Origin of the sequence: Endozoicomonas sp. GU-1 (assembly GCF_027366395.1) — a bacterium.
In the GTDB taxonomy this organism is placed as follows: Bacteria; Pseudomonadota; Gammaproteobacteria; order Pseudomonadales; family Endozoicomonadaceae; genus Endozoicomonas.
Map to the genome: position 1 here is coordinate 1,251,122 of NZ_CP114771.1, position 19,258 is coordinate 1,270,379.

Genomic DNA, 19,258 nt, shown 5'->3' on the forward strand with positions numbered 1-19,258 from the left:
ATATAACTACTGAGCATTCTTCGAACAATATCTTTTCTTTATTTACATTTTATCACGAAAGCAAAATTCAAAAAAATATTTCTGGTAATAATTTTTATTGACGATAATTTAAAAAAACTTATGATTTAAAATGACTCAAAAAACAGAGGATAAAAAATGAACAAAATTGAAGACGATGATATAACCCAAGACAGTAATAATTCCGAGTTTCAACTAAAAAAAATTGATCTCACACAACAGAGAAATTACTACAAAGGATCATCTAAGGAAATTATACCGGGTCTGGATACAGGAACATTTTCATTATTCTCTGGAAAAACAGGAACAGGTAAAACAAAAGCAGCAATTCATGTAGCTCTAATTGTGTGTGGAATGAAACAAGATTTTGGCTTTACAATTTCCAGTAGTGATAAGCATACAGCAGTCGTGATCGGTTGTGAGGATACAGCTCGCCAACTACACGAGCAAACATTGACCATAAAAGAAAACAACCAGATTACAGACAATGAGTGGCTGAACATCGCAGAAAGAGTTGATATCTATTCTGCTACCGATAAAGAAATTGATATCACTTCAATTCAATGGGAGAAAGAACTTATTAAAACACTACATGGTAAAACTATTGCTGTTATTGATGGTGTCTCAAACATTTCACTACTTGATGAAAGTAATGAATCATTAAAAATAATTGCTACTAAGATAAGAAAAATAGCTAGTATCACAGGCTGTGCAATCATATTGATTCATCACAATAAAAAACCATCTAAAGAAAGCCAAGAGTTCGACCCTATTCATACTGTCAGAGGTGGAAGCTCATTGGTTGCGGCAGCACGAAGCACCTTCCTTTTCTTAGATTACGATGACAATAAACAAATGTTCAATAATCATGGTGGGAAGGAAGGGCAGATTGCTCATATTATGCCTCAAATTAATAATGGAGAAAAAAGACTTGAACCGATCTTCCTAGACCGACTTCAGGCGAAAAATCATGAAGAAGGATACTCATTTAGGTTAGCAGCGAAAGAACAAACAAAAACTTCAAAGGGATGCAGTCGTGGGAAAAGAAAAAAAATCAAATAATCTATTTTCAGTTTCAGGAGATGTCTTCTTAGATACAGCATTTTCATTGAATGAAATTTTTTACCCAAAAGAAAGGAATAAGAAATACATCAAAAACACTGAAATCAGAAAAATCATTAATGATTCAGAGGTAAGAATAATTTGTCCTTATACGCTATCAAGCCCTGAACTTCGTGTTTATCTTGCTTTGATGGCAATATGTTGTGACTTCAATGTTAGCTATGAAGTAGAAAGTGACATCAAAGACCAGCACTATATCAAACTAAGAGAACATGTTTATATAAAAGGCAATGACAATCAAGCCACCCTCATCGGAGCAGAATGCTATCTTGCTGACATACTTAGAATCGCTGGCCTCCAGACCGGAGGGGCTCAATATGAACTTCTTGAAGAAATCTTATTGCGCCTTTATATGACAACAATTATCATAAAAGACAAATCAAAAACAACTCCAATGCGACTTTTGAACTTCGACATTTTTGACAAAGAAAAAAAAGGGAAATCGAAAATCAGTTTCATACTAAACTCCAGAAGCTCTGACATTATTTTTGGAACAGACTCCATTGGAAACAAGATAAAACGTAGATACATAAGCATGCATGATTTTTTGAAATTAGAAGAGTCGCAATATTTTGTATTTGTATTTCTATCTTGGTGGGTATTTGAAGGAAATACACAAAATATTTATATAGACACTCTTTGTGAAAAAATATATTCAGGATTTGGTAAGCTCGCAGACTCGACGAAACGCAGTCATAGATCAAAGATAGCTAATGATCTTGCTAATATAGACTCTCTAGATGGTTGGAACGTCAACCTATCAGGAAAAGGGCGTAATCTAAAAGCTACTATCACTAGAGAAAAATCTAGTGATAGGAGGAAAAGACTTAAGTTACTGAAAGTTCCAAATAATACTGTATAGCTTTCAGGATGGTTAAACTTATTTCTGAGGCTCTATTTTGATTCCGAACTACTCTACAGTGAAAACTGACTGTAGGCCACGAAAAACAAGGATTGAGCAACATTACCGGACAATATGCTGACAACCTTTGTTGATAAGGGCTTCAGCAATGTTCAACCCAGTAGCAGTCTGAAATCCTACAAGAGCCTTCATAGTTATCATGGCAACCCGGATATGACGTAAGATATGCTCTCTAATGACTACAGCAAAGCACTGTCTACTATTAACGAGATTGTCAACTTAGATCCTGAGTGTTTTATTCTCGGCAAAAAAGAAAGTTGACTCAATGAATCATCTATGAAATAAACCGATTAAATTACGGTAAATGGTGGACGTAATTTCGATTTATGATGGGCACTATATCGTTTTTACATCAACAGATTATTCTTTTAAAACCCCATATAGAGTATAAAAAAATGACTAAAAAATTTATGGAGTAGCTAATTATTAGATAAATTTCTAGAGCTGCCAATTGAAAACAACACAGGGCAACCATAGGTTGCCATCGTTTGTTTTAAAAAAATAATATCACACAAACTCGTTATTAACGATATTTAGCACAAGACTCATACACCAACTATATGTCTTGTGCTAAAAGATCCAAGCCTAGACTAGATGGAAATACGCTTCAACCAATATAATTAAATCCATCTAGAATCACCTAAACTTTCATTAAGTTATTTTGGATATTTGAACTTCTCTTTTTTAATATTTATCATATTATTAGCCAAAGCTCTGGTAAGCATTGCTTCTAGATTATCAATCATATGATAGCTTACCTCATATGCAGAGAAATATTGAGCAACATCTCGAAGAGATACTGATGTATTCGATATTTCTATTGGATTATCTTCTGGATGATACACCATATCATCCTTATCATTCTGATCGCTAAAATATGCTTTATGTTTCAAACGATCAAGATTATATGAGCTATTAATCTCAAGCCATAGATTATTTTTCGTTTTCCCTGTATAGATTACTTTCCCTTCCGAGTTATAAAAAAAATAAACACCAATAGAATTTGAAATCTTATTACGAAGTTCCGAATGTTTTTTTGATACATTTTTATCAAATACATCCCAAAGCTTTTTCTCAACTGACTCGCCCGGATCAATTTTTATAAATTCTGCAACAGGCCGAATAGCATTATTTAAGCAATCCTTCATTATTTTTTTATTACTGTTATAAAGTAGATTAGCAATTTGTGCCTCGGATAACCCTTTGTCACAATTCTTCCAATTACTGAGGATAGACTGCCAAATCCCACTTCGCTTTGCAAGCTCTACATCAGTATTTACCTCAAACTTGTTTTTCAATTCTTCTAGCAATTCACTTTTGTCTATAGCAGGTTCATTCCTTACGTTTTTTTCACCTTGAACAACGCTCTTATAAATTAAATTAGCAATCTGCCCCTCAGTTAGCCCTTTATCATTTTTTTTCCAATTACTAAGAGTGGATTGCCAAATCCCACTACGTTCTGTCAGTTCTACATCTGATTCTACATTGAATTTTTCTTTTAATTTTTCATATAGCACAGATGTATCTATAGAAGGCTCAGCCTTTGCATTTCTACCTCCTTGAATAGCACTCTTGTACACTAAATTAGCGATCTGTTCCTCAGAAAGTTCTTTACCATCCTTCTTCCAATTACTGAGGGTGGACTGCCAAATACCACTAAGTTTTTCTAGTTCTGCATCTGTAGCCACATTGAACTTTTCTTTTAATTTTGTGTATAGCTTACTTGTTTTCATTACAAAGCTCCTTTTTACAATGAACAAATTACAGTTATTTGATAGCGTAAATCACACAAATTAATTTAACGTTAATTTTTATCCTCTATTTACTTCCCTCTCCCCTGCAGAAAAATGCAACAATCGTGCAACAAGAACATTAGTAATCATAAATATATTATTTATATTCAATAAGTTATAACATTAAATCACTCCTATCCATCATCGGTGCCACGGAAAATCGCCGATCCGGTGAAACCACCGTTGTCTCTTTATTAGCTATAGGTTGATTCATTAACCACTAAGGTCCACTGAAATAATCTGAAAAACCCCGAAATCGACTGCCATTTGCTACGTATTTGCTACGCATTTACTACCCGATAAAAGTAGTGAAACACGACCTCAGAACCCTGAAAAAAATAGTGGTCAAGTATGACAATCTCAACAAGAAAAACAAAGTCGGGAAATGTGCGGTATGCCGTTCAGATTCAAAAAAACCATTAGAGGTGACAAGTGCTCCTGGCACACCATTTCAATGAGTTTGAGGTGTACAATCTCCGTTCACCCTGAGTATTTTTCTTAGCAAAAAACAGTGGGAAGGCTATTCTTGCTTAAAACCAAAAGGCTACGGAGGGCAAAGGGTAATTGCCTGTTCTCCTGTGCTGGTGAAAATAACTTCAATATAAATTCCCATACAATTTCCACGGGCCAGCCTTTTTGAACCAGCAAAAAAGTTGAAAATGGCAGCATAAAGACGGTAAAAAGGACAACCACTGGAATTTCGATCCTGAAACAGCCTGAATTCAAATAGCTATGTCCGCACCAGCACTAGAAATACTCAATTCCGTCTTTGGATACGATGCATTTCGTTCACACCAGAGCGCCATTATTGACAACATACTGGCTCGTAACGACACGCTGGCCATCATGCCCACCGGTGGTGGAAAGTCCATCTGTTACCAGATCCCGGCGCTGATCTTTCCGGGCCTGACCCTGGTGATCTCGCCGCTGATCTCCCTGATGGAAGATCAGGTTCATCAACTGACGTCTCTGGGCATCCCTGCCGCCCTGTTAAACAGCACCCTGAGCAGTGCGGATTATCATAACACCCTGGGCCAGGTGCAGAATGGCAGTATCAAGCTGCTGTATATGGCACCGGAAACCCTGATGCTGGAACGCACGCAACAGTTGCTAAGCACCCTCAACATCGACTGTCTGACCATTGATGAAGCCCACTGCATCTCCGAATGGGGCCATGATTTCCGTCCGGAATACCGGCAACTGGCGGAGGTGCGCCGACACTTTCCAAATGCCGTCTGTGTGGCACTGACCGCCACCGCCACACCAAGGGTTCAGCAGGATATAAAAACCAGCCTGCAGATGTCCGACAGCAATGAGTTTATCGCCAGCTTTAACCGGACCAACCTGTTTCTGGAGGTGATGGAGAAAAAGAAGCCGGTTGACCAGACCCTGCAACTGATTGAGAAATACCAGAACCAATCCGGCATTATCTACTGCAATTCCAGAAAACAGGTGGATGAACTGACGCAGATTCTGGCGGATAACGGTTGTTCCGTAGCGCCCTATCATGCCGGGCTTGCCAGTGAAGTACGCAAGGCCAACCAGTCCGCTTTTATCCGTGATGATATTCAGATCATGGTGGCCACCGTGGCGTTTGGTATGGGCATCAATAAATCTAACGTTCGTTTTGTCCTCCACTTCGATATGCCCCAGAATATTGAAAGCTACTATCAGCAGATCGGCCGTGCCGGGCGGGACGGACTGCCTGCCAACTGCCACTTCCTGTTCAGCTATGGCGATATTCAGAAGGTCAAGTTCTTTATCAACCAGAAACCCGATTCGGAACAGCGCATCGCCAACCAGCACCTGAACGCCCTGATCGGCTATGCCGAATCCGAAGAGTGCCGCAGAGCACCGCTGCTGCACTACTTCGGTGAAACCTATAGCCAGAAAAACTGCCAGCTCTGCGACAACTGCTTATCCGAAAAACAACCGTTTACCGATGTGACCGTAGCCGCCCAGAAACTGCTCTCCTGCATCTATCGCACAGGACAGCTCTTTGGTATTTCCTATGTGATTGATGTGCTGCGGGGTTCAAAATCGAAAAGAATCCGGGAGCGCCAACATGACCAGATTCCCACCTACGGCATCGGTACTGAATTGACCAGACCCCAGTGGCAGCAGCTGGCCCGTAAATTGATACAGGAAAACCTGGTACTTCAGGATGCGGAATACGGCAGCTTAAAACTGACCGACAATGCCCGCGCTGTGCTCAAAGGGGCTCAGCAAATCCAGCTCAGGCTCACCCAAAGAGCAGAACCCGCCAGTAAAGCAGCAACAGAAAAACAGGGCAGCCCGGAATATAACCACGAGCTGTTTGATATTCTCAGGGCCTGTCGCAAGGTACTGGCAGATCAGGAGAACGTGCCGCCGTACATTATTTTTTCCGATAAAACCCTGATTGAGATGTCGGCCAGATTTCCACAATCCAGGGACAGCCTGTTACAGGTCAGCGGTGTTGGCCAGGTAAAACTGGATCACTATGGCGATGCGTTTCTCCATGAAATCCGGTCATTCTGCGAAAAACATCAGATAGAAGAGATTGCACAACCTTCTGCCAGTAACAGCCGCCCCCGTTATCGAACAACAAGCCGGGGCAGACATGTTGAGGTTGGGGAGTCGTTCAGTCAGCATAACTGTCTCAACCGTCTTCAGGAGGAGTTTAATCTGAAGCTGTCTACCCTGCTCAGCCATCTCTATAAATACCAGACGGAAGTCGCTCATCTACCGGTCTCGGATGCTTTTCTCCAACAGTCCCGGCTATTGCCTGCACAACAGGATCGTGTTCTGGAAGCCATAAACACCCATGGTACTGATCGTTTACGCCCACTGTTTGATGCGATGCAGGAACAAGTTTCTTATGATGAATTGCATCTGTTAAGGCTGCACTATCTGGTTCAACATCCGCAATCACTCACGGACAAAACCGACGACAATAGATAAAAATCAAAAAGGGATTCGGCTTGTCGCAGGGTATAAACTCACCGAAGAAATATCCGCTCAGATGGCATACAGATAAAATATTGACCAAATTCACACAAACTATAGACACATGTTGACAAAGCTGATTAATATATGTCCTGCGATTGCAGGGATATTAGTACCAATCGCTTCCAAACCGATCACATTTATAAAGTTAGTAAAAGGATTATTAACATGATCAGGCAATTGATTCGCGATTTCCTTAAAGAAGAAGATGGGCTGGCTGCTGTTGAGTATGCGGTTTTGGCTGGGGCAGTTATTGCGGGAGTTTCAGCACTTTTCTCCGCTACAGGAGTAGACTTTGATGCAATTGGAAAGACTCTGAAAGGAAAGATTGACAAAGCATTGTCATGACATCGTTCCCACGGCCCTCCGTGGGAATGCATACGGTACCAAAAGACAACTCCGAGCAGACAAGTAGTACGGTCGCATTTCCACGTGAAGCGGGGGTGTTGCGAAAGATATAAAAGCATTGAACCACAAAGACACAAAGGCACAGAGGAAGCCTTTTTGTTTGTTGAGCGTAGCTCAACCAAACCCGAAAAAAACTTTGTGTCTTTGTGCCTTTGTGGTTCCCTTCTTTTTAAGGCCCTACGCAACACTCTCGAAGCGTAAGATCGAAAAGCATCAAAAAATAACACGGAACACTCATGCAGGTAACGGATTACCCGCAGGCCCTTATTCTAATGCTATGCAGCACTCTGTTACTGGCCTGCTATTTCGATAGTCGATACAACCGAATTCCCAACTGGCTAAATGGCACTGTGATTTTTCTAGCCATTGCCTTTCACACCATCACCGACAGCACGATCGGTCTGATATTTTCCACACTGGGCACCCTCACCGGCTTTGCCTGCTTCTTCCCGGGCTACCTGTTTAACAAAGCCATGGGAGCCGGTGATGTAAAACTGATGACCGCACTGGGTGGCATACTCGGCAGCCAGGCAATCTTTGTTTCCGCCCTGTTTACCCTGATCGCCGGCGGCATACTGGCACTGTTTTATATTGCCCTTAAAGGCCAGCTGTTACCCACAATGCAGCGATACTGGCTCAGCACACGACTAATGACTTATTTATCACCGGCTGATGGCGAGGTGACTACGGGTAAATTCCCCTATGCCCTGGCCATTACCACCGGCGTTATTCTGCAATTTTATTATCAGACACTGGTTTAGCCGTAGTTTCCTGACAACCTACGCCTTTATCAACATTGCAACAGCAAGGAAGCACCCATGAACGGACGCACATTGGGTATGCTGGGTTTCTCCGCAGTGATGGGACTCACTGCCGCCTGGTATGCCAGCACACAACTGACCGGGGCAGAATCCACCCAGCCGGTTCAGGCCCAACAGCAGGGTATCCCCATGGGGCAGGTGCTGGTGGCAAAAGAGACCATTCCCTTCGGCACGCCCCTGACCAGTGACCTGGTTTCCACCATGGATATTGCCCTTGAGCATCTGCCCGACGGTGCCCTGACCAGGCTTACAGAGATAAACGGCAAGATGGCCCTGAATGCACTGTTGCCAGGGGATATTATTATGTCCGCACGGTTAACCGATGCCGGTACCGGTGGTTTGCTGGCCACCCGGGTACAGCCGGGCAAGCGGGCGGTGAGCGTTCGGGTAAACGACGTCAGTGGTGTTGCCGGTTTTGTGCTGCCCGGCGACCGGGTGGATGTGCTGTCCATCCAGACTGCCCGCAGCGGTGGCTCCAATAATACGGACAACTCCGAAATTCTTCTTTCAGATGTGGTAGTGCTGGCAGTAGACCAGCAGGCTATCAACGACAGTGGTCGTCCCCAGGTGGTGCGCTCGGTGACCCTGGAAGTCTCACCACGGGACAGCGAATCCCTGGTGCTGGCCAGCAGCCGTGGCAGCCTGCAACTTTCTTTGCGCAATCCGGAAGAATCTTTGTATCCGGAGGTAGAAGATAACCGGCTGCAGATTATCCGGGGCACCTCCCGGGAGCTGACCCGACTGAAAGGCCAGTCTGTCAGTCCGGGTGCTTCAGGGCAACCGGCCTCTCTGGCTTCCAGCAACTGATCAGGGGTAGTGTTTACGATGTTATGTTCACCGAATCGACTCATTCTCAAGAAGCAGGCCAGAGGTTTTTTCAGAAAGTGCATCAAAGGCTGCGCTCTCGGCAGTCTCTCACTGTGTCTGTTATCAACCCCACTGGTACCCGAGTGCGCTTTTGCGGCCAGCGCCATTGATATTTCACGGGGCAGTCATCAGCAGCATCAGGTGGCTATTAATCAGTCCCGGCTGATCAATCTTGCGGGCAAGCCGGGCCGGATTTCGGTGGGGAATCCCGATATTGCCGACCTGCTGGTACTGGACAGTGGTCAGGTATACGTGGTTGCCAAAACCCTGGGGCAAACCAATATTCATGCCTGGGACAGCAAGGACCAACTGCTGGCCAGTCTCAATATTGAAGTGACCCACGACCTGAATCTGCTGAAGCGTAAACTGTATCGCCTGCTGCCCGGAGAAACCATTGAAGTGCGCAGCAGTGGCCGGGATATTGTGCTTTCCGGTGAAGTATCCGACGCCATCGTTCAGGATTCCGCTATTCGTCTGGCTCAGAGTTTTGCTGCCGGAACTGACGACGATGCCAGTGTCATCAGTTTGATGAGCATTGGCGGTGCCCGCCAGGTGATGCTGGAAGTTAAGGTGGCCGAGGTCCAGCGAAACCATCTCAAACGTTTGGGCATCAAATTTAATGCCCTGACCAATGGTGGACGCTGGAGCGTTGGTGGTTCCAATGGTGGCAGCAGTTTCCCCAACCTCACCACTGCCGACAGTGGTGATACGATTCCCTTGATTCGCGACGGTGGCGTCTGGGGGCCTCCCCTGCAGCAGTTTACTCCGGATGATATCACCCTGCCCGGCTCAGGGCTGTTTGCCAGCCTGCTGACCGGTGACAGCCTGTTCAATCTTTATATTGATGCGGCGAAAAACAACAATATCGCCCGGATTCTGGCAGAGCCAACACTGACCACCATGAGTGGCCGGGAAGCCAAATTTATTGCCGGTGGCGAGTTTCCGATTCCGGTCAATTCCGGTGACGATCAAGTGACCATCGATTACAAGGAATACGGTGTTGGTCTTCAGTTCCTGCCCATGGTACTGGACTCTGGTCGTATTAACCTGCAGCTGGATGTCAATGTCAGCGATATTATCAGCTATAGTGCCTCCTCTTTCGGTTTTGCCAATAACTCCAATGTGCTGGTGATTCCCACCCTGACCAAGCGCAGTGCCCAGTCCACGGTTGAACTGATGGATGGACAGACCATTGCCATTGCCGGACTGGTCAACGAAAACCTGCGGGATGTGGTGGATAAATTCCCCGGTCTTGGCGATGTTCCGGTGCTTGGCTATCTGTTCCGCAGCCAGGAATTCCAGAAAGGCCAGACGGAACTGGTGATTATGGTGACACCCCGTCTGGCAAGACCATTACAGAATCCAGAGCCCTCCCTGCCTACGGATACGTTTGTGGCTCCGGATGACCGCGCCTTTTACCTGCTTGGACAGTTCCAGCCGGAAGTTCAGTCGGCAACCGATAACCCGCAGAAACGGATAGCCCATGCCGGTGCGGAAGGCGAGTACGGTCATGACCTGGGAGGTGATTACTAATGATCAACAATAAACGTTCCATACTTCTTCTCACCCTGGTATCAGTGACATTAACCGGTTGCGTGATGAAAGAACGGCATCACTTTACCGATGAAGCCGCTGACACCCGCCGCCTTGCCGTTAAATCCATTATGGTCAGTCAACGGTTACACCCGAACGCCTCTGAACAGAACTCTGACAAACTGTTAAGCGGTGAAGATGGCGGCCGGGCGGCCCTGAGCCTCGGGGAATATCGGGGGAGTGAAGGTAGTGACTCATCGGAGAACAACAGTATCACTCTTGATTTAGGTAACTGACCACAGGGCAGACTTATTTTGGAAGACAGCCGTTATGCAAGATAAACGACGTTTATCCCACATTTTCATTAAACGGAAACAGCGCGGTGCTGTTGCCGTGGTGGTTGCCATTACCCTGACCGGTGTTATGGCAATGATGGGGCTGGCAGTGGATACCGGCAATATTATTTCCCAGCGGGATAAACTGCAGAATATTGCCAATGCGGCAGCGCTCAGTGCGGCAAAAACCTATTACTTTCCGAATGAAAAGTATTCCAAGGTTAAAAAAACGCAAAAGACACTATTCGGGCAATGGGTGAAAGGCCCAAACAACTTGATATGCAATTTTCCCCGCCTGCTGGAGGACGAAGTGACATTAACGGTCGCTATTCCGTTACAGTCTCCAAAACGGTATCACCGGTTCTTCTCGGCTTAGCCGGAATTGGTGATACCACGATTACGGCAACTGCATCTGCCGGGCTTGCCCCTGAGCCAGCCTATAGCGTTGCTCCTATTATGGCCTGTACGGAAAATCTTGGTGATCCTGGTCCGGCTGATACCAATGATCCACAAATCTATCACTTTCTCGAATCATTTCTGGACGACACTGACCTGGAAAATGTGGTTGGTTTCAGAATGTTTATTGATACCACCGGTTTTGACCAGCAGATATTGAATATGCCTCTACTCTATGAAATCACTTCCGTAATGTTAGGGAGCGGAGAAAATGTGTTGATGTATGAAGATACCCCCACCAGGGTCGTTGATGAGTTTGGCTACGACTCATGGACTCTCAGGCCTGGCACAATGCTGAACACAAGACTGGGTATTACTAATTTCGGCAATGATGTTTTCAGTGCTGATTACAATTCAACATTCTCTTCTCAAGATGAGTTAGCCTGTGCTGACTGCAGAGAGCGTGATGCCTTTTCACGGCAGTTTCGCCCAAGAGCCAATATTGATGGCAAAGTTGAGTTTTTTCAGCAATACCTGGGGTTACTTACTGAGATACTTGGACGCTGGGGTAGAGAAGTAGCTATCGCAGATTATCCCTATATCTATGCAGATTATCTTCAAGACAATGCCAATCAAAACATGCAGTGCAACAGAAGTGAGTGTGAAACCAACCGGCGTATTTTGAAAATGCCCGTTGCACCCAACTGTGGCGTTGAAGATTTGGATAACAAAGAATTTGCCTGCTTCTTTATGCTGGAACCGGCTCGAGTGTTCATTGATGATGTAGATGAAGAGCGGGGTTGGACCAACATTGATCTTGAATATCGTACAGAGTTCATTGCACAGCATATCCCATGCCCTGCCATTACTAATGAAGAGAAGATCAGTGGTGCCTATGATGTGGTTCTCTATGATGGGCCAGGGGCATGAGCAGAGATAACTATAAGAACACCAACAGGCAGCAAGGGATGGCAGCTGTTGAATTTGCCATGGTTGTACCTTTTTTGATAGCACTGTTAATTACCACGGTTGAATTTGGTCGAATGTATTACAGCTATCAGCGCCTGCATATGGCAGCGTTTGATGCTGCACGTTATATATCTGCCCGACTTCCCGGCAGTGGCCTTTTCAATCTGGAGAATTTAAAAGCTAATCTGGAAAATGAACTACGGATTCAGGCTCGCCAAGTAGCCGTTTACGGTATTGCCAATGCTAAGGGAGATCCCGTACTTCCCGGATTATCTGAAAACCAGGTCTATATGAATTTTAACGCCCTTGAGGCTGTTCAAAACAGCGATACAAGCACATCAAGACAATCCCTGTGTCGGGTTCGAGCGTATCTTGAAAGCTACAACATTCTCAGTGAGCTGGTAGACCAGATCAATGGCGAACGCTACTGCAACGAAATAGACGGCAATCTGATGGTACAGATTGATTACACCTATCAACCCATTTTCAACGAAATCCCCCTGCTTGGCCTGGATCTCAGTATTCCCATGCAAGCACAGGCATCCATGAGGGTTTTCTAATGATAGCGGGCACCTGTTTTAATATTTCAAAGCAACAACAGCAGGGTGTAGCCGCCGTGGAATTTGCCCTGATTGCCCCGGTGCTGTTTGCCCTGATTCTGGGCATTATTGATTTTGGTCGCATGATGTTCACCATGAACCTGCTGCAGGAATCCACTCGCCGGTCAGCGGAAGCCGCAACATTCCTGTTTCCTGACGCCCGTGGTATTGAATCCGCCAAACAGGCGGGAATACTGAAAGCTGACGGCAGCAGCAGTGCATTAATTAATGGACTGACCACCAGTCATATTGATCTGGCCTATCTGGATGTGGATGGCAGCGTCATTGCCTCCCCGGCTAACTGTGCTGCCTATGATTCCATCCGTTTTGTCAGGGCTCAACTCGCTCAGGGGAGTGGCGGCTATTCATTTGAATTTGTCACTCCGGTCAATCTGATGGGGTTCCCCAAAACCATGGCCATGCCCCCTTTCCAGGTTATTCTGCCCAGGGAAAGCCTGGGTTGGACAAACAGTGGGACGCCGTGCAGTAGCTGATAAGAACAATACCCATAATAAAGTCAGAAGGCAGATGTCAGTGAGTTTATCTATGAAAAATACCCAACCAGCCAGCCGTGAAACCCTCTATCCAGAACAAAAGCAGGAACAACTGGAAGTACTGTTGACGGGTGATTCAGAGCAGTCCCTGGATTGGTTGAATGCCATTCTGGCACCGGTAGTGGAGATTAATAGCCAACGCCTGTTACTGCAGAGTGAAGACACATTCACACAGCTACTCCAGCAACAACAACCAGTTGACGTGATCATTCACCGACTGGGCCAGCAACCGGAGCAACAACTTAATGCCCTGTCATCACTGCTTCCGGTAATAAACAACACCGCCGGAAAAACGACGCTGATCGTTATCGGCCCTGCCGATCAACCATTGCTGATGAGAGCCGCCATGCGGGCCGGAGCCAGTGATTATCTGCCAGAGCCATTCAGCAACCAGGAACTGCTTTCTCTTCTGGAAACTCTTTTTGAACATCGGCAGGCCAACTCAAGCATCAGGCATGCAAGGGTAACTGCCGCTATTTCTGCCTCCGGTGGTGCCGGTGCCACCTTTCTGGCCTGTAACCTGGCCCATATCAAGGCAACCAATCACCAGAAAAGCCTGTTGCTGGACCTCAATTTCAGAATGGGCTCGGTGCTGCAGTTTATGGATCTGTACAGCGATTATGGCCTTGAAGATGTGCTGACTGAACTGCCTTCCCTGGATCAAACGGCGCTGGCCGGTTATCTGGCCAGACACGAGAGTGGGCTTGAGGTGCTGGCCATGAAGCAGCCAGACCTGATGGCGTATTCTGACCCGGATGCCGACCAGCTGGCCAGGCTGCTGAAACTGCTGAAACAGGGACGGGACGATGTGGTGATTGACCTGCCTATGTTTCCCACCAATATCAGTACCTTTATCCAGGATCAGGCCGACGATATCTGCCTGGTTATTCAACAGGATATGCTTTCCCTTCGCAATGCCCTGCGCTGGCTGGACTTGTCGGAAAGTGAACTTGGGCTTTCCCGGGATCAATTCACTATCGTCGTCAACCGTTATCATCCCCGCCTGCCCATCAGGGTCAATGATATCTGCAACACGCTCAAGGTGAGCGAGGTTGTCACCATTCCCGGTGATTATCATCGGGTAAGCAACAGCCTCAATTCTGGTAAGCCACTGCTTAAGCAAGCCCCGAAGGCCAGTGTTACCAAAGCGATAGTGGCTCTGCACAGCCGTTTTACCGAGCAGACTGAAGCTCCATCGAGACTGTCGGCACTGGTTAAACGAGTGTTCGGTTAAATCAAAAGATTAATAGCTGGAGAAAAAATACAGGGATCGTATTTATGGCATTCACCTACCATCCTGAGCCTACTGTTGAAAGGAAGGCAGAAAAAAAACGTCGTGAGCCCGTTATCAGCGACACTGATGCAGCGCCAGTGATCGAGACCAGCGAAGAAGATAGCCTTCAGGCCCGTCGCCTCAGGGAGTTGCAGAATCACTGGCAACAACGGGTGCATGAAGAGTTACTGGAACGTCTTGATCTGCCCCGCCTGAGTAAGCTCCCCCATGACCAGGCCCGTCGACAGATAGAGGAAACAGGACAACAGTTACTCACCGCCATGAGTGCTCCCTTAAGCATGGAGCAACGAAGTGTCATTCTCAGTGAGATTATTGATGAATTACTGGGGTTGGGTCCCCTTGAGAAATTACTGCGCAGTGAGGATGTGTCGGATATTCTGGTCAATGGCGCAGAGACCATCTACATGGAAAAGCAGGGAAAGCTGACACTGACCGGCTTAAGCTTTCGCAGTAATGAGCACCTGCTGAATGTCATCGAAAAAATTGTCGCCCAGGTCGGCCGTCGTATTGATGAATCGTCGCCGATGGTGGATGCCCGATTGCCCGATGGTTCAAGGGTGAACGCGATTATTCCGCCATTGGCACTGGATGGCCCGTCCCTCTCCATCCGCCGTGCCACCGTTGACCGGATGAGCCTTCTGCACCTGGCGGAACTGGGTGCCATGGCACCACAAATGGCCCGAACCCTGGAGGCCATGGTCAGGATGCGCTTGAATATCCTGGTCTCCGGTGGCACCGGCACCGGGAAAACCACACTGCTTAATGCCCTCTCTGGCTGCATTCCTGAAGATGACCGCATCATCACCATAGAAGACTCTGCCGAACTGCAACTGCAGCAACCCCATGTGGTCCGCCTGGAAACCCGTCCAGCCAATCTGGAAGGCAAAGGGGAAATTAATCAGCGGGAGCTGGTCAAAAACAGTTTACGGATGCGACCGGATCGTATTGTGGTCGGTGAGGTTCGGGGAGCCGAGGCCCTGGATATGCTCACGGCCATGAACACCGGGCACGATGGCTCCCTGACGACGATCCATGCCAATACGCCCAGGGATGCACTGCAACGCCTGGATAATATGGTACAGATGACTGGCCTGGCATTTTCCCAACAATCCCTCCGGCAGCAGATCGCTTCTGCCATTGACCTGGTTGTGCAGCTGGAACGCATGGAAGACGGTAAACGTCGTATTGTGAGTATTCAGGAAGTGAACGGAATGGAGCAGGATATCATTACCATGACCGAGATTTTCCGCTTCCAGCGCCGCGGCCATGACGAGTCTGGTCAGGTTACCGGTGTTTACAAGGCTACCGGTCTGGTGCCTGAACTCTATCACCGTCTGGCACTGTACGGTATTGAGCTGTCCAGAGATGTCTTTGATACCGAATGGCAGTATGGCCCATCAGGTGAGCTGGGAGTTGCTCCATGAATCCACAACTGATACTTGCCCTGCTGGTATTTATTGCTGTGTTTGCCTTGCTCAGTTCACTGACTGTTCCCCTGGTGGGCGAGAAACGTGAAGTCCGCCGTCGTTTAAAGAGCCGGATGCACCGTCTTGAACTGGCAGACCATACACCGACGCTGCAGCGTATTCTGCGGGAAAAATACCTCAGAAACCTGCAACCCTGGGAACGTCAACTGGAAAAGCTGCCCCTGATGGAGCGTCTGAGCCTGTATATCGAGCAATCTGGCCGGGAAATGCTGGCGCACAGACTGGTCGCTACCGGATTGCTGGCGGGGATCTCGGCCGGTTTTAGTCTCTGGTTTTTTACGGGTTCCCCAGCGTTCTCCCTGATGGCCTTTGTGGTGAGCACTGCATTGCCATTTGTCCGGGTCATCATGGATCGGAAAAAACGCCTGGATCGTATTGAGGAACAACTTCCGGATGCCATAGAAACCATGGTCAATGCCCTGCGGGCCGGACACCCTTTTATTGAAACCGTTCGTATTGTGTCGGAAGAACAGGCCAACCCACTGGCAGGCGAGTTCGCCCTGACCTTTGCCGACATCAACTACGGCAATGATATGCGTCGAGCGTTGCTTGCCATGCTGCAACGGGTACCTTCCGTGGCCATGATGATGCTGGTGGTGTCAATACTGGTGCAGCGGGATACCGGCGGCAATATAACTGAAGTGCTGGGCAGGATTAATCAGCAGATGCGGGAACGCTTTCGTTTTCAGCGCCGGGTCAGAACCCTCAGTGCTGAAGGACGGATGGGTGCCTGGGTCCTGAGTCTGATGCCATTTGGCATGTTTGGTTTGCTGTATATCATTAATCCCGGTTACCTGACGCCTCTGCTGGCAACGGAAAGCGGTAATCATCTGTTGATGACCGCCCTGGCCATGATCGTTATAGGCGTTCTCTGGATTCGACAGCTACTGAAAGTCCGTATGTAGCGAAATATGTGGGAGTGGTTATGGAAAACCTGTTAACCGAATTACAGATTGCCCTTGGGGATATGCAGGCAGGCCGACTGGTGTTTTTAACACTGATCTCCCTGTCCGTCGCGACACTGTTGATGGGCGTGTACACCTTTGCCACCGGCATGACCGATCCGGTTCGCCGTCGTTTGAAACAAATCTCCGATATCGAAAGCCGAACGGCACCGGTCGGGGTGGATATGTTTCAGGCTCTGCGTCCGATACAGGCTTACATTCTGCCAAAAGATAACTGGGAGCGCAGTCGGGTACAGGCCCGTCTGGTTCAGGCTGGCTGGCGTGCGGACAGTGCCTTGTGGGTATTCTACGGGTTAAAAGTAATACTGGCCGCCGGTTTGCCCATTGTCGTATTGTCGGTGTGCGCCCTGGTGGTAGAGAAAATGTCTTTCCAGCTCTGGCTGTTTGCCTTTTCGGGCAGTGCCTGGCTGGGCATGATGCTCCCCAACCGGATACTCACTGGCTTGATTCAACGGCGGCAGCAGCGGATACGCCTGGCCATTCCGGATGCGTTGGATCTACTGGTGGTTTCCCTGGAAGCAGGGCTTGGTCTGCGCAGCGCTATACAACGTCTGTCTGATGATCTCTACATCAGCCATCCGGAACTGGCCAACGAACTGGAACTGGTCAATGCGGCCATGCGTGCGGGTGTTCCGTCCGATAAGGCGCTTCAGGATATGGGCATGCGCATCCGGTTGAAAGAGGTGGACGGCCTGATCAGCACACTGAGTGACAGTATCCGCTATGGATCCAGTATTGCCGATACTCTCAGAACATTTTCGGAAGATTTCCGGGATCGACGGATTCAGTCTGCGGAAGAGCAGGCGGCCAAAATTGGCACCAAAATGATCTTTCCCCTGATTCTGTTTCTGCTGCCCGCCTTTTTCCTGGTGGCGGTTGGGCCGGCAATCATGCAGCTGATCGAATCATTCAGCCAGTTTTAACCGACACCCTACCAATAAAAAGAACCTGCAAAGAAGATATGCATCGGGAAGTTACCATGCCGTTATCCATACCCGCTTTACTGCAACGCTGCTTACCAACCGAAAAGTACGGTTACCCATTACTGATATCTACACTGTTATTGGCTGGCTGCCAGGGACTGCCGCACCAGGGACTGCCGCAAAAGACATCGACGGACTCCGTTGCTGCAACAGCTCAGACGCCAGAACTTTATCAGGGTACATTGACAGCAGAGATGCTCGGTATTGAACAGAGCCTGACCATGGAGCAGGCTCTCATGAAGGGGGATATTGCCTGGTCCGGGGGAGAAACAGATCGGGCAGCGGCCTACTATGTCAGAACCATTGAGCTGGCAAACAATGCTTTAAAAGCTGAATTACAGGATGCGTTCAACCCCGAAATGGAGAATGCGGAAATAAAAGAGACAGATAACGCCAGGGATCAGGGTTATCTGGCCAGCCTGAAACTGGCAGGACTTTACCAGCAGACCGGACAGCAAGCACTGGCAGAGCGTATTTACCAACAGGTAGTGAACGATCATCCCTATCCTGTTGCGGCATTGGAAGCTCTGGGGCTTATCAGGCTGCAAGGCAGGCAAAATAAGCAGGCAGCAGCACTGCTCCACAGGGCAGTGTCACTTTGGCGACAGCAGTCTGAAAATATTGGTGAGCATTCTGAACGTAATGCGATGACTGGCTATCAGCCAATACGATCACTCAATGGTCTTGGCGTTCTTGCTGATCTGAGCAAAGATTACCAGCGGGCAGAACGCTTTTATCGGGAGGCACTGACCCTCACCTCTAATGATCCAACCCTGCTTAATAACCTGGGGTATTCACTGTACCTTGCCGGTCAATGGCCACAGGCGGAAAGCCACTTCAGAAAAGCGCTGAATATCAAGCCCGGTTATGGTCGTGCCAGCCGTAATCTTGCCTTGCTATACCTTCGTCAACATCAACAGGAAGAGGCCATCTCATTGCTCAGCACCACCATGAAGTCCTGGGAAGCCTTTAATGATGCCGGTTATCTTTCGCTACTGGCGGGAAATCAGGCATTAGCAGAACAACTGCTTAACCAGGCACTGGATCACTCGCCCAGCCATTATGAGCTTGCCTGGAAAAACCTGGGCAAGGTGCAGCAGGTGAATGAGTCTTTATCGAGTCCAGCAGACTGAACCCTCATCAGTAGGTTGCCTTCTGGAAAGGTCTCAAAAAAAAGAGCTCACAAGAGCTCTTTCAGAAGTAG

The 19,258-nt window shown here is 47.5% G+C and carries 18 protein-coding genes; 17 read left to right on the forward strand and 1 reads right to left on the reverse strand.

Annotated features, from left to right (window positions below; translation table 11 throughout):
• The first annotated feature begins 156 nt into the window (after positions 1-156).
• Together O3276_RS05115 and repC are read left to right on the forward strand one after the other, a co-directional pair.
• Positions 157-1,080: an AAA family ATPase gene (locus O3276_RS05115; RefSeq protein ID WP_269674668.1), complete on the forward strand. Its 924-nt coding sequence runs from the start codon at positions 157-159 to the stop codon at positions 1,078-1,080.
• On the forward strand, positions 1,055-2,002 hold the full coding sequence (gene repC, locus O3276_RS05120) for a replication protein C, IncQ-type (RefSeq protein ID WP_269674669.1): 948 nt from the start codon (positions 1,055-1,057) through the stop codon (positions 2,000-2,002). The genes O3276_RS05115 and repC overlap by 26 nt, the downstream gene beginning before the upstream one ends.
• Positions 2,003-2,718: 716 nt before the next feature.
• Here the strand turns inward: repC and O3276_RS05125 are convergent.
• Complete coding sequence (locus O3276_RS05125; RefSeq protein ID WP_269674670.1) at positions 2,719-3,795, reverse strand: hypothetical protein; 1,077 nt, start codon at positions 3,793-3,795, stop codon at positions 2,719-2,721.
• A gap of 792 nt (positions 3,796-4,587) precedes the next feature.
• Between O3276_RS05125 and recQ the strand changes: the two genes are divergently transcribed.
• From recQ to O3276_RS05200, 15 genes are all read left to right on the forward strand, one after another.
• On the forward strand, positions 4,588-6,798 hold the full coding sequence (gene recQ / locus O3276_RS05130) for a DNA helicase RecQ (protein ID WP_269674671.1): 2,211 nt from the start codon (positions 4,588-4,590) through the stop codon (positions 6,796-6,798).
• A 213-nt stretch (positions 6,799-7,011) separates the two neighbouring features.
• The gene (locus O3276_RS05135; protein ID WP_269674672.1) at positions 7,012-7,191 is read left to right on the forward strand and encodes a Flp family type IVb pilin; all 180 of its coding nucleotides are present in this window, start codon (positions 7,012-7,014) and stop codon (positions 7,189-7,191) included.
• Positions 7,192-7,487: 296 nt separating this feature from the next.
• Positions 7,488-8,012 (forward strand): A24 family peptidase, encoded by a 525-nt coding sequence (locus tag O3276_RS05140; RefSeq protein WP_269674673.1) that lies wholly within the window; start codon positions 7,488-7,490, stop codon positions 8,010-8,012.
• Between the two features lie 57 nt (positions 8,013-8,069).
• Positions 8,070-8,879, forward strand: a complete 810-nt coding sequence (gene cpaB, locus O3276_RS05145) for a Flp pilus assembly protein CpaB (RefSeq protein WP_269674674.1) — start codon at positions 8,070-8,072, stop codon at positions 8,877-8,879.
• Between the two features lie 18 nt (positions 8,880-8,897).
• Complete coding sequence (locus tag O3276_RS05150) at positions 8,898-10,472, forward strand: type II and III secretion system protein family protein (RefSeq protein WP_269674675.1); 1,575 nt, start codon at positions 8,898-8,900, stop codon at positions 10,470-10,472.
• Positions 10,472-10,768 (forward strand): hypothetical protein, encoded by a 297-nt coding sequence (locus tag O3276_RS05155; protein ID WP_269674676.1) that lies wholly within the window; start codon positions 10,472-10,474, stop codon positions 10,766-10,768. Before O3276_RS05150 ends, O3276_RS05155 begins: the two co-directional genes overlap by 1 nt.
• 34 nt (positions 10,769-10,802) lie before the next feature.
• On the forward strand, positions 10,803-11,183 hold the full coding sequence (locus O3276_RS05160) for a pilus assembly protein TadG-related protein (protein WP_269674677.1): 381 nt from the start codon (positions 10,803-10,805) through the stop codon (positions 11,181-11,183).
• 80 nt (positions 11,184-11,263) lie between these two features.
• A complete protein-coding gene (locus O3276_RS05165; RefSeq protein ID WP_269674678.1) occupies positions 11,264-12,133 on the forward strand; it encodes a hypothetical protein in 870 nt (289 codons plus the stop codon).
• Positions 12,130-12,732 (forward strand): TadE family protein, encoded by a 603-nt coding sequence (locus tag O3276_RS05170; RefSeq protein WP_269674679.1) that lies wholly within the window; start codon positions 12,130-12,132, stop codon positions 12,730-12,732. Before O3276_RS05165 ends, O3276_RS05170 begins: the two co-directional genes overlap by 4 nt.
• Positions 12,732-13,265, forward strand: a complete 534-nt coding sequence (locus O3276_RS05175) for a TadE/TadG family type IV pilus assembly protein (RefSeq protein ID WP_269674680.1) — start codon at positions 12,732-12,734, stop codon at positions 13,263-13,265. The genes O3276_RS05170 and O3276_RS05175 overlap by 1 nt, the downstream gene beginning before the upstream one ends.
• Before the next feature lie 52 nt (positions 13,266-13,317).
• Entirely contained in the window at positions 13,318-14,559 is a 1,242-nt protein-coding gene (locus O3276_RS05180) for a CpaE/TadZ family protein (protein WP_269674681.1), read from the forward strand.
• A gap of 44 nt (positions 14,560-14,603) precedes the next feature.
• A complete protein-coding gene (locus O3276_RS05185; protein ID WP_269674682.1) occupies positions 14,604-16,043 on the forward strand; it encodes a TadA family conjugal transfer-associated ATPase in 1,440 nt (479 codons plus the stop codon).
• On the forward strand, positions 16,040-17,011 hold the full coding sequence (locus O3276_RS05190; protein ID WP_269674683.1) for a type II secretion system F family protein: 972 nt from the start codon (positions 16,040-16,042) through the stop codon (positions 17,009-17,011). The genes O3276_RS05185 and O3276_RS05190 overlap by 4 nt, the downstream gene beginning before the upstream one ends.
• 20 nt (positions 17,012-17,031) lie before the next feature.
• Positions 17,032-17,994 (forward strand): type II secretion system F family protein, encoded by a 963-nt coding sequence (locus tag O3276_RS05195; RefSeq protein ID WP_269674684.1) that lies wholly within the window; start codon positions 17,032-17,034, stop codon positions 17,992-17,994.
• Positions 17,995-18,032: 38 nt separating this feature from the next.
• Entirely contained in the window at positions 18,033-19,187 is a 1,155-nt protein-coding gene (locus O3276_RS05200; RefSeq protein ID WP_269674685.1) for a tetratricopeptide repeat protein, read from the forward strand.
• Positions 19,188-19,258: the final 71 nt, after the last annotated feature.